Origin of the sequence: Flavobacterium sp., from assembly GCF_040402835.1 — a bacterium.
Taxonomy (GTDB): Bacteria; Bacteroidota; Bacteroidia; order Flavobacteriales; family Flavobacteriaceae; genus Flavobacterium.
In genome coordinates this window covers 69949-82598 of record NZ_JBBALW010000004.1, presented here as the reverse complement: position 1 = coordinate 82598, position 12650 = coordinate 69949, and the positions used below count along the sequence as shown (strand labels likewise).

General features: G+C 32.9%; 7 protein-coding genes, 1 tRNA gene, 1 pseudogene and 1 riboswitch. Of the genes and pseudogenes, 2 read left to right on the top strand and 7 right to left on the bottom strand.

Annotated elements, in window-relative coordinates; all coding sequences use genetic code 11:
* Positions 1 to 185 precede the first annotated feature (185 nt).
* Positions 186 to 292: riboswitch (SAM riboswitch) on the bottom strand.
* 217 nt (positions 293 to 509) lie between these two features.
* The 4 genes from AC9UEH_RS02625 to trxA form a co-directional block, all read right to left on the bottom strand.
* Positions 510 to 749 carry a GIY-YIG nuclease family protein gene (locus tag AC9UEH_RS02625; RefSeq protein WP_509528127.1) on the bottom strand — a complete coding sequence of 80 codons (240 nt, stop codon included), beginning with the start codon at positions 747 to 749 and terminating at the stop codon, positions 510 to 512.
* A gap of 191 nt (positions 750 to 940) precedes the next feature.
* A tRNA-Asp gene (locus AC9UEH_RS02620) sits at positions 941 to 1014 on the bottom strand.
* Positions 1015 to 1144: 130 nt separating this feature from the next.
* Positions 1145 to 2071: a DUF58 domain-containing protein gene (locus tag AC9UEH_RS02615; RefSeq protein ID WP_509528125.1), complete on the bottom strand. Its 927-nt coding sequence runs from the start codon at positions 2069 to 2071 to the stop codon at positions 1145 to 1147.
* Positions 2072 to 2208: 137 nt separating this feature from the next.
* Positions 2209 to 2526: a thioredoxin gene (gene trxA, locus AC9UEH_RS02610; protein WP_509528124.1), complete on the bottom strand. Its 318-nt coding sequence runs from the start codon at positions 2524 to 2526 to the stop codon at positions 2209 to 2211.
* Between the two features lie 332 nt (positions 2527 to 2858).
* Here trxA and AC9UEH_RS02605 point away from each other — a divergent pair, with 332 nt between their 5' ends.
* Positions 2859 to 3758 (top strand): hypothetical protein, encoded by a 900-nt coding sequence (locus tag AC9UEH_RS02605; RefSeq protein ID WP_509528123.1) that lies wholly within the window; start codon positions 2859 to 2861, stop codon positions 3756 to 3758.
* 83 nt (positions 3759 to 3841) lie between these two features.
* Positions 3842 to 4111, top strand: coding sequence for an STAS-like domain-containing protein (locus tag AC9UEH_RS02600; RefSeq protein WP_509528121.1), 270 nt, complete (start codon positions 3842 to 3844; stop codon positions 4109 to 4111).
* Between the two features lie 48 nt (positions 4112 to 4159).
* Here AC9UEH_RS02600 and AC9UEH_RS02595 read toward each other — a convergent pair whose 3' ends face one another.
* The 3 genes and pseudogenes from AC9UEH_RS02595 to dnaE form a co-directional block, all read right to left on the bottom strand.
* A complete protein-coding gene (locus tag AC9UEH_RS02595; RefSeq protein WP_509528119.1) occupies positions 4160 to 5920 on the bottom strand; it encodes an Eco57I restriction-modification methylase domain-containing protein in 1761 nt (586 codons plus the stop codon).
* A pseudogene (locus AC9UEH_RS02590) lies at positions 5920 to 7862 on the bottom strand (type IIG restriction enzyme/methyltransferase). Before AC9UEH_RS02590 ends, AC9UEH_RS02595 begins: the two are co-directional and overlap by 1 nt.
* Positions 7863 to 7877: 15 nt before the next feature.
* Positions 7878 to 12407 carry a DNA polymerase III subunit alpha gene (gene dnaE / locus AC9UEH_RS02585; RefSeq protein WP_509528118.1) on the bottom strand — a complete coding sequence of 1510 codons (4530 nt, stop codon included), beginning with the start codon at positions 12405 to 12407 and terminating at the stop codon, positions 7878 to 7880.
* Positions 12408 to 12650: the final 243 nt, after the last annotated feature.

Genomic DNA, 12650 nt, shown 5'->3' with positions numbered 1-12650 from the left:
GATTTGTTTTTTTGATTAATAGTTCCAAAAGTTCAAACGAATACATTTTTAGCCCCGGTTGTAGTGGAAATCCTGCTCTTTTTAGAGCAGATTGCAACGGAAAACGGGAATACGAAGTATTAGAAAGCCTAAAAATTTGCTTCAAAAAAATAAAAAATGTTATGTGGAAAGGGAGAGAAAATCTCGGGTTATCTGTTTCCGATAAATCGGAATAGAATGTAGCACCTTCTTTACGCATAAAGGGTTGCTAAGCTTTCAACGGGTCTAATCCCTCGGGCTTTCGTGATAACAATCAGTACGTTTAAGAACGGTACAAAGTAAGTGAATTGTGTTTGATATTGCAAGTTATACAGGTATAAAATATTTTATATAACATAATTAATAGGTTTTGTGATACTGCAAACCTCTATAAAATCAAAAAAGCTATCCTTAAATTCTGAAATAAATTCAGAATAAACGGAAAGCTTTTCATCTCGTCCAAAAAGACGAGACTACTAAACCGGCAATAATTAATTGTAAATTAATTTCTCAAGGGAAGCTCTGTTTAGTTTTTTTAATCTTTTCTCTTCTATTAAAGCTTCTTTTTTAATTTCGAATTCTTTAGAATAAACTAGTACCCAATCATTTTTGGTTGAAGTATATTTACTTCGTCCCGCAAGATGATTTTCCACTCTTTTTTTTAAATTCTCTGTAAACCCTTTATAATATATATTGCTAGATTTTGAGAATAATATATAAATATAAAACATATTTTTTAGGTATAAATCAAAAAAGCCATCTCGTTATAAAACGAGAAAGCTTTTCATTGGTCTAACTACTAAACCGGCTACGAGTTACAAAGTCGTAGCAAAACAACACAACAGTCTTAAAAACCTTTTTTGGGGCAAAAAAGCACTTCATTTCTGAAGTGCTTCTCCCTTCCGATAGCTATCGGAACAAGCGGTCTGGACGGGACTCGAACCCGCGACCCCATGCGTGACAGGCATGTATTCTAACCAACTGAACTACCAAACCAGCGCTTTATTGTTTCGCTAAAGTTGATTTTCTAGAGTACTAGAAAACTTTATTAGCGAGTGCAAATATACAATCTATTTCGACTCTCGCAAGTGTTTTTTGATAAAAATTTCAATAAACTAAAACTGTATTATCCAAAGGTTTGTTTTTCAACAAGGTATGTCATGAGAATTTTCTCGAAATCGGCACCAGCAGACACAGGAACATACTTAATTTTGTTCTGAGCACAAGTCAATGCTATTTTTTTAAAATAATTTGAAACTTGTGCTTCATAAACCTCTTTTACAGAATCGGCAAAAATATTAATCTCATCGCCCGATTCTAAATCTATGAATTTTCTGGGTGCAGTATCAAAATCAAAATTTAATTCTGTTTTTTTATCAAATACATGAAATAAAACTACTTTGTGCTTGTTGTGTTTTAAATGCTGCAAAGCCGTAAACAAAGCTTCTTCGTTTCCAGATTGAAACATATCTGTAAATAAAACTAGCATCGAGCGACGGTGAATTTTTTCCGCAATTTGATGTAAAAATGCGACAGTATCCGTATTTTTCGTGCTCTTTTGCTTTTCTAATAAGGATTCCAATTTATTCAAAATCATTCGGTGGTGGCGATCGCTTCCTTTCTCGGGCGCATAATATTCATACTCATCAGAATACACGCTCAACCCAACGGCATCTCGTTGTTTCTTAAGTAAATTCATCAAAACCGCTGACGCCAATACTGAAAAACCAATCTTATTTTCATAAAACAACTGCCCGTCTTTCAACTTTGGATAATGCATCGACGACGAATTATCGATAATTAAATGGCATCGTAAATTTGTTTCTTCTTCGTATCTTTTGGTGTAGAGTCGGTCAGTTTTGGCAAACAATTTCCAGTCAATGTGTTTCGTGCTTTCCCCAGGATTATAAACTTTATGCTCTGCAAATTCAGCAGAAAATCCATGAAACGGACTTTTATGCATTCCAGAAATAAATCCTTCCACAATCTGATTTGCCAACAATTCCAGATGCTGAAAGCTCGAAATTTTCTCTATTTGTGAATCAATTTTCATCTTTCAAATGTATTAAAAGATTTAACGATTTAAAAATTAAAAGATTGGAAATATAGCAACTGAAATAAAATTCATTTTAAATAAAAAGGCTTGACTTTCGCCAAACCTTAAATCTAATACTATTTGAATTGTACTTGTTACAATAAAGCGTTCAAACTGTCTGCGTACGTTTGCTTTGGAGCAACACCCACTTGACGTCCTACAACTTCTCCGTTGTGAAATACTAAAACCGTTGGGATATTTCTAACGCCGTATTTAGCAGCAAATTCTTGATTTGCATCAACATCTACTTTTCCAACTACTGCTTTTCCAGCAAATTCTAATCCAATTTCGTCAATGATTGGCCCCACCATTCTACAAGGTCCGCACCATGCCGCCCAAAAATCTACCATTACTGGCTTGTCTGACTTCAAAACTACCTCATCAAAGGTAGCGTCTGTTATTGCTAATGCCATATTTTATATTTATTAATTTAGTTTTATGTACGGCAAATTTAACAATTAAAAACCATTCCAACACAATTCCGAAATTAGTTTTGATTATAAAGGTATTGTGATAATTTATTAACCGGTATTTATTTCTTTTGGAGCTTTATCCTGCAGTCATTCCAATCTTTGTTATTGTTCGTGCCTCACAATAAAAAAGGATTTTCCCTTCCATCAGGGCTAGGGATTTATGGAATTAATTCAGTTTGCAATTCACTTGCATTTTCTCCAATTCAAAAGAAATTCATCAAATAAATTATTGTTTAAATTAATTGTCTATTTTTGATTAACAAATAAATGCCATGCAAACATATACACTATTAATTAAGGACATTTCTAAATCACATACGCAAACAATTGCTGTTTGTAAAGCATTGGTTAACCAATATAAAGCCGAACCAAACACCCAAATAATTATTGATTTCTCTGATTGTAACTTTATATATCCAGATTATGCTATTTTATTACTTTGCTCAATAAAACATATTGAGAATTTAGGAATTGAGGTGAAAGGCACAATTAAATTAGATACTAATACAGAAATAGTTAGCTACTTGGCAAAAATGAATTTCTTTGAAAATCTAAATGTAGAATTGCCTATTTCAATTCCGAAAATTAACCCCCATAATTCTGTACAAATACAAAAATACACATCCGAAAATCAGACAGAGGTATTAAATAGCATTTTAAAAGTGCTAAAAGAAAAAAGTTCTTTAGATGATAATGTTTATGCAAGTTTAGATTATTGTTTCAATGAAATTCTGGATAATGTATTAAATCACACAGATGAAAAAGTTGGTTGGGTTGTAGCACAATATTTTGAAAACATAAATTCAATTCGATTAATTGTTTGTGATTTTGGAATGGGAATTCACGCTTCATTAAATCAAAAATTTAGTTTTACCGAAGAAGAAGCGATTTCAAAATGTATTGAAAGCGGCGTTACCAATGGAAAAGGACAAGGTCATGGATTATTTGCAACAGCATCGTTTGTTAGATTAAACAAAGGTTGGCTGAGTTTGTTTTCGGGAAACAAAAAACTAAATGTTAGTGAAAAAGGCACCATTGTAAAAAATATTGATGGATGGCAAGGCACTTGTGTATATATAAGAATAAACACTAATGTTTCTGTTGATTACACTGAATTTACAAGCCCTTTTTATGATTACAAAAAGCAGGTTTTTGAAAATTTATTTGAATGATTTAAAAAAATAAAAATAAATAACAAAATATTACGTTATTTATCAACCATTTAATAATAACTTTGCACTATAATATAAACGAAATGACACACACAATCCTATTTAGAGAAATAAACCCAAGTCTTGGTACTCGAGATTTAGGGGCTAAAATACGTTTGGATATTATTGAAAAAATCAATACCAACGATAAAGTATATTTAGATTTTGAGGGTGTTGATGTAGTTACGAACTCATTTGCAAACGAATGTTTCAGCAAACTAAAAGACATCGTAACGTTAGATGTTTTTAAATCAAAAATTGCTTTCTTAAACACCAACGATTTTGTACAACGAGTTATTATTTCTGCAATGTAATATCTAAAAATAAAAATTTAAAGCCACTTTCGAGTGGCTTTTTTTGTTTTAACTCCCCTTCACCACCTCAATATCCTCTGGTGTTAACGCATACAATTGATAAACCAATTCGTCTATCTCGTTTTCTAAATCACTTGTATCAGCTTTGGGATTTTCTTTTTTTAAGGTTAGAATTTGGTCGACGAGATTTGTTAATTTGTCTTGATTTGATTTGTCAATTTTTGGAATTGGAAAGTTTTTAATATCTTCTATTAATATTTTTGGAAATGCTCCTTTTGTTGCTTTTGGCGATGAATTAAAATGATAAAATGTTGCTAGTTTTGAGTTAATGATAGCTAGCAAAGATTTAATATTTATTTCACCTTTTTCATTTTTTAAAATATTTATAATTGAAGGGTCATTGTAGCTTTCTTCATTTGTAAATCCAGCAAAAATTTTAGGATTAGTGATTTCTCTTATTAATATACGTTCTCCGATGAAATACTTTGGGTCTCTAGGATTGGCTATATTTGCGTCATAATTTATAAATTCTTTTGCATTCCATTTTACTGAATATGGATTAATATCTTCACCCCAAAGCCATTTTTTCCATCCTAAAGTAGAATCATTAGAATGATAAATACGATTTTTAATAGTAAATTCGTCTTGCCCTCTATATTTATCATAAGCTATTATACCTTGTGTAAAATAAGGAAAATAATACGAAAGAGTATTTTTTTTAATTTTTAATTTTGAAATAATATTTAAAGTTTCAGAAAATAATTTAAAAACCAATCCCCAATTTTGATTGTTTTCTAATAATTGTTTTTTAGAAACGTTTTCTGTTTTTCTTTCTATTAATTCTTCAAAAGTTTTAGCATCAGCAGTTGGCTTATAATTTATTATATCTAAAGATGCTTTATTTTGGAATTGAGTTAAAATACATCGCACCGTTGCGCCATCAAAAATTGGGAAATTTGTACAATCTAAAATTGAATTAATTTGCCATTTATCAAATAATGTTTCTCTAAAAGTTTTTGCAAACACATTAAATAAGATTGTGTTTGGTATGATATACGATTTTAAACCGTTTTTGCACAATAAATTTTTAGATAGATTTATGAAAAAATAATAAATCTCAAAATCTGGAACTTTACCCAAAACTTTACCGATTTCTGTTCTTTCAGAATTGCTTAAAGCAACTCCATACGGCGGATTTCCAATCACTACATCAAAACCAACAAAACCTCCTTTATCGTCTAAAACTTCTGGAAATTCAAACCGCCATTCAAACGCATTTTCATAAATGGGGTTGTCTTTTACGGTTTGTAGTTCTACTTGTTTGTCGTTAATTGCTGCTTCTAGTTTTTCTTTGGCTTTCTGTTCTTTATCAGTTAATTCACTAGTAAAAAACTGGTGCGTTTGGTATTTATCGTAAAATTCACCGTTCAATTTTCGCAGGTCGTTTTGCAACTTGGTTACCCGCAAATCGGCCAATTTAAATTCGTCTTTAAAGAGTTTTAAATTATTTTTTAAAACGTTTTTGGCTTTCTTGTCGTTCGTGTTTTTATAAATATGTACCCAATTTTTGTATTCTTGTAATTTCTTCTGAAAACCAGTAATGCGCTCAAAAACATTGTCTTTGATAGCAAATTTTGAGATTAATGAGTTTCCAGTTTTAATATTGATGTCAATATTAGGTAAGGTTTGAAGTTGAAGACCGTCATTGCGAGGAACGACGCAATCTTTCGTTGAGACTGCTTCGTTCCTCGCAGTGACGTAGTAAGCATTTTTTAATAATTCAATCCACAAACGCAATTGGCAAATCATTACGAATTTTTGTTAATATCCACACCAAAAAGGCAGTTTTCTATAATGGTTTGCTTTTCTGTAAACAAACATTCTTGCAAATCTTGCAAGTCGGGTATGATTTTATTGTTTTGATTTAATGTGTATTCAAAAAGCTTGTCGGTTTCCTGATTTTGAATTATCAATTCGTCGTTATCAAGCGTTATGGTGTAACCCAAAACACGATTGCCATTGGTATAAGAAAGAATTTGCAAATCGCTTTTAATAGCAATCATTTCATTAAGTGCCGAAACCAAAAAGTGTCCCGAACCTAAGGCTGGATCTACAATTTTTATGTCGTTTATGAGCTTGTTAGCTTCAAGTCGTTGAGCTTTATTGGTGTAATCTATTTTGTCTTTTAATTCTTCATAGTCTGTAATATCTTGACAATACGGAAAATTGGTTTTGAACTTTTCCACAACCGCTTTGCGAATGGTTTCGCGACACATGTACATCGTAATAAAACCTGGTGTAAAAAACGAACCGTCTTTATAACCGTTAATTTTTTCGAATATCAATCCAAGAACCGATGCGTTAATGATAGATTTGTTTTCTTCTTGAATTTTGGCATTGCTTTCGCTGGCAAAATTATAGGCATCAAGAAAATCTAAAAGATAGTTTAAACTGGTTTTAGGTTTGATTGCGTCTTTTGTACCTTTCTTTAAAACTGATTTTTTATAAACCGGAAACTCTAATCGGTCTTTTAAATTACTCAAAGACAAAGCGTTTTTTTCCAAATCGGTCATTTCAAACAACGAACTGTTTAGATAAGGAATGGCTGCGTATTTAGTTGCAACGGAAGATTTTCTGTCGGCAATTTTTTCTGCCAAGACTTCAAAAAATAATTCTTCGAGATCATCAAATTCTTTAATTTTTGAACTCGTTAAAAAAGAATAATTTTCCTTGTCGCCACGATGGTATTTTATTAATTGAGATTCTAAAAGTTTAAGAAATAAAATTCTATTTAACCAAGTAATGCACAGTTCCAGTGCCACTTCGTAATATTGATTTTCGGTTGCCTCATTGTTTTCATACCCAAAATATTTTTTTGTTTTAAGTTTCGAAATCGTGTTTTCAATAAGCGAACCTTCGTTGCGTTCGGCTTCATTTATTCTACGAATGGTTTTTTGGCGGTGTCTTTGCTTTCTTCAAGACCAATAATATAAAGTAATTCGTTATAAAAATCGGTATTTAAGGAATTGCTGTCGTTTACAAACTTTTTGCTTAACAAATGTTCTGGCGAAAGAATTTTGTATAAGTCAATTAAATCGTCATCGTCATTTGGATTGTCGTTGGTGATTTTATCTTTATAATCTAATAGATTAAAATAAGTGCAAGGGACTTCTTCTGTAAATTCTGCTAGGTATTTAGCCGCAATAGTATCATAAAAATATTTAGTATCGTGTCCCGAAGTTTTGAAAGCTAAATAGTCTTTTTTGAGTTTAGCGTTTCTAAAAATGTTTTTTTCAAACCAAACGCCATCAAAAACAAACCACTCATAGATATTGGTAACCACAAGATTGGTTATTTTATGATTATCATTATCAACGGTTTGGCGCAAATAATATAAAACCGTTTCTTGCAATGCTTTTACATTGGCATTTTCTGCCGAAACCATATCTCTAGTTTCTTTTGGTTTTTTAAACTCTAATAAAACACCAACATCATCAGTTGTATTGTTTCCTAAACGTATTACTAAATCTTCTTTTTTATTAACGTTTACAAGGTATTTGTCTTTGCAATACACGTTTTTAAACAAGTCGGCAATAACATTTTTATGGTATTCTTCGTCTTGCTTTTCATCAATATGATGAAACGTGTTTTGCAGTTCTTTTTTGAAAAGTTCAATTTGTTCACGCGTTAGTGATTGCTTGTAATACGCTTTGTTTAAACTTTTGGAAGGCTTTATTTTTAGTAATTTCATTTATATGTGTAGTTATTAATTCAATCTAAAATCAACTTGCATTTTTTCCAACTCGAATAACAATTCGTTAGAGATTTTAATTTTTAATTTCCGACTTGGCATTTCCAATTTCGTGATCACTTTTGTTTCCTCAATTTCTGTTATCAATTCAATTTCAGGATCTTGAGGATTTTCTTCGTCAAAAACTACGTCTTCAACAACCTCATCCGAAACAGCAACAATTTGAGGAACAACCTCAACTTGATGATTTATCTTTTCCAATTCCATTACTTCAAAAACAACCGTATTGTCCCCTTTATTTTCTTGAAAAACTGTGCTCAACCGATGAATAAAATCGGAGTGCAAATCGTTAATATTTATATGAATAATCAATTTTTTTGCAAATATTCCCAAAACATCTTGAAGTATTTTAAAGTCCATAAATTGCAATCTTGGCTCCCCTTTTTTCCCTGTTTCTTTATCTGGCCATCCTTCTTTTACCAACACTTTAATATAAGTAAAACTATTCGGAATTAGGTAATGTCGGCTTTTCATGTATTCTTCACCAAAGATTTTAAACTCATAACTTTCGTCATATCCTTCTAAAACAAAAGTCGCCCAACCTTTTCCATTCTTAGCAACTCGATGCTGAACATTCGTAATTATCCCTCCAAAACATAAGTTTTTATTCACATGTGAAACCAAATCTCTTAGAGTTTCTAATCTCGAATTACAAAAATATTTCATTTCATTTTTAAAATCATCAAGCGGATGTCCTGAAAGATAAATCCCAACGACTTCTTTTTCTTTGGCTAATTTTTCCATTGTTGACCAATCTTCACAAGGCGGAACAACGGGTTCTGCAATTTGAACATCACTCGATTCGCCAAACAAACTTACTTGCGATGAATTTTCATTCTCCTGAAATTTTACGCCATAGCGAATTGCTTTTTCGTAAAATGTAATTCCATCGCCATCATCGTGGAAATATTGTGCTCTTATAACTCCTTGAAACGAATCAAAACCACCCGCAAGAATTAAGTTTTCTAACGCTTTTTTATTTGCAGAACGCAAATCAATTCGCTTTGTTAAATCAAATATTGATTTGTATTTTCCATCTTTCCTATTATCTACAATGGTTTGAACGGCTGCCATTCCAACGCCTTTTACAGCACCAATTCCAAACCGAACGGCATAGTTTTCATTAACGGTGAATTTATAAAATGACTCATTCACATCAGGGCCTAAAACTTGTAATCCCATTCGTTTACATTCTTCCATAAAAAAGGAGACTTGCTTGATATCACTCATATTATTAGATAAAACTGCTGCCATATATTCCGCAGGGTAATTTGCTTTCAAATAGGCGGTTTGATAAGCAATCCAAGCATAACAAGTAGAATGTGATTTGTTAAACGCATATTCGGCAAACGCTTCCCAATCTTTCCAAATTTTCTCTAATTTATCTTCTGTGTGACCTTTTGCTACTGCTTGACTGATGAATTTGGGTTTCATTTTGTCCAAGACATCTTTTTGCTTTTTTCCCATTGCTTTACGCAAAACATCGGCGTCACCTTTTGAAAAGTCAGCCAATTTTTGTGACAAAAGCATTACCTGTTCTTGGTAAACGGTAATTCCATAGGTTTCTTTCAATAATTCTTCGCAGGCATCAATATCATAAACAATGGTTTCTTCTCCGTTTTTTCGTTTGATAAAACTCGGAATATAAGCAATTGGTCCTGGACGATATAAGGCATTCATTGCAATTAAATCTCCGAAAACTGTGGGCTTCAATTCCTTCATATATTTCTGCATTCCCGCAGATTCATATTGAAAAATCCCAACTGTTTCCCCACGTTGAAAAAGTTCATACGTTTTCAAATCATCAATTGGAAAAGTATCCGGATCCAGCACAATTCCTGATCTGTATTTTACCAATTTCACCGTATCTTTTATCAAGGTTAGGGTTTTCAATCCCAAGAAATCCATCTTTAACAAACCCGCACTTTCAACTACAGAGTTGTCGAATTGCGTAACATACAAATCAGAATCTTTTGCAGTTGCAACTGGTACAAAGTTGGTAATATCGCTTGGCGTAATAATTACACCGCAAGCGTGAATCCCTGTATTTCTGAGGTTTCCTTCTAATATTTGAGCTTGCTGAATAGTTTCGCCAAGTAAATCATCGTCCTTCGAAATCGCAATTAAATCTTTAATTTTTTCAAAATCCTCAGGTTTAAGCACTTTTTTAATGTCGGCTTCTGACTCTTTTAGAAATCGTGCCAAACTCCATTTCGCAGGAATTAAAGCCGGAATTAATTTGGCTATTTTATCCGCTTCAAAAAGCGGTAAATCCAATACACGTGCTGTATCACGAATTGCCGATTTTGCAGCCATTGTACCGTACGTGATAATTTGCGCAACTTGTTTTGAACCGTATTTTTTAATTACATAATCCATCACGCGACTTCGACCTTCATCATCAAAATCGATATCGATATCGGGTAACGACACACGGTCTGGATTAAGGAAACGCTCAAAAAGCAGGTTGTATAATAAAGGATCAATATTGGTAATTCCAAGACAATATGCCACAACAGAACCCGCAGCAGAACCACGCCCTGGCCCAACAGAAACATCCATTTTTCGGGCTTCGGCGATGAAATCTTGTACAATTAAAAAGTAACCCGGATATCCCGAATTTTGTATGGTCAATAATTCAAAGTCGATGCGTTCTTGAATTTCAGTTGTAATTTCAGCATACCTTTTATTAGCACCTATGAAAGTTAGGTGTTTCAAAAAAGCATTTTCACCTCGTTTTCCCCCATCATTATCATCTTCAGAAACTACGAATTCTTGTGGAATTTCAAATTTTGGCAATAAAACTTCACGCGCCAAATCATAGATTTCAATCTTAGCTACAATTTCTGATACGTTCGCAATCGCCTCAGGCAAATCTGTAAAAAGTTTTTTCATCTCTTCACCCGACTTGAAATAATATTCCTGATTTGGCATTCCGTATCGGTACCCACGACCACGTCCTATTGGCGTAGATTGCTTTTCACCATCGCGTACACAAAGCAAAATATCGTGCGCATTGGCATTGTCTTTTTCTATGTAAAAAGTATTATTGGTCGCCACAATTTTGACATCATTTTTTCTTGCCAATGAAATTAACGCCGTATTTACTCGGTTTTCGTCCTCTTGATTGTGACGCATTACCTCAATATATAAATCAGAGCCAAAATGTTGTTTCCACCAAATCAAAGCTTCTTCGGCTTGGTTTTCACCTAGATTTAAAATTTTATTTGGGATTTCACCGTATAAATTTCCCGACAAAACGATAAGGTCTTCCTTATAAATTTCTATTAAAGATCGGTCAATTCTGGGAACATAATAAAATCCTTCAGTATGCGCAAGTGATGATAATTTCGCTAAATTATGATACCCTTTTTTATTTTTTGCGAGAAATACAATTTGGTACCCGTTGTCTTTTCGAGTTTTATCTTTGTGGTTTTCACAAACAAAAAACTCACATCCAACAATCGGTTTCATAGCCACTTCTGTTGTTTCTTCACCATTGGCAACAGCCGCAGCATTTTTATATTCTGCCGCTTTATTATGGTATAAAATATCACGTACAAAATGAAAAGCACCCATTAAATTGGCATGATCTGTAATTGCAACCGCGGGCATTTTATTCTGAGATGCTGCTTTCACTAAAGCCGCAACGCTAATTGTGGATTGCAAAACAGAAAACTGAGTGTGGTTATGCAAATGCACAAAATCAGTATCAATTAGGACTTGCTTGTTTTCAGAAAGCGTCACTTTTGAAACTGGCACAACATTTAGCTCACCAAATTGCTGTTTGATTTTCTCAGAAGCTTCTTTAAGATTGATGTGTTGCAATCCTAAAAGCTGAATTGGCACCGAATTGTAATTTTGGAATTCTTGAAAATAATCTTGTTCGACTTGAAGTTCTTTATAAGTAAAGATTTCTGTACGAATCAATTCAAAAAAACATCGCGTGGTTGCTTCTACATCGGCAGTGGCATTATGCGCTTCTGCAAATGGTTTGTTGAATAAATAACTGTGTAATTCTGTAAGCGTTGGTAATTTGAATTTTCCCCCTCGTCCTCCTGGCAATTTCAATAAAGATGCGATTACTTCCGTACAAGTATCTAAAACTGGCATAGAACTCATTTGGCTTTCAATTCCCAAACGGTGGAATTCGCAACCCATAATATTGATGTCAAATTTCAAATTCTGACCTACAATAAATTTTGATTTGCTTAAAGCAACATTGAATTTTTCTAAAACTTCAGATAATGATATTCCATCGGCTTGAGCCAATTCGGTTGATATTCCGTGAATTCTTTCGGCATCATAAGGAATATTATATCCGTCAGGCTGGACTAAATAATCCTGATGTTCGATAAGTTTTCCCATTCCATCGTGCAATTGCCATGCAATTTGAACGCAACGAGGCCAGTTTCCAGTATCGGTAATTGGTGCATCCCAGCGTTTTGGCAATCCAGTGGTTTCAGTATCGAATATTAAGTACATATTTTATAAAAATTCAAATAAATTTTCGACGTTTTCAAACTTTTGAAGTCTAAAAACTATAAAATATTATTTGTAGTTGGAAATTAATTGAACTTCAAATTTAAGTTTTTTTGAAGTAGAAATACAGAGAAGTTATCAACAAAACACATTTAACTCCCGCGTGTAAAAAAAATTATTTGTAACAAAAATGCCTCGCAAAAACTTGCGAGGCATTTTTAATAGCAACCTTTGTCAAAGTTCTAA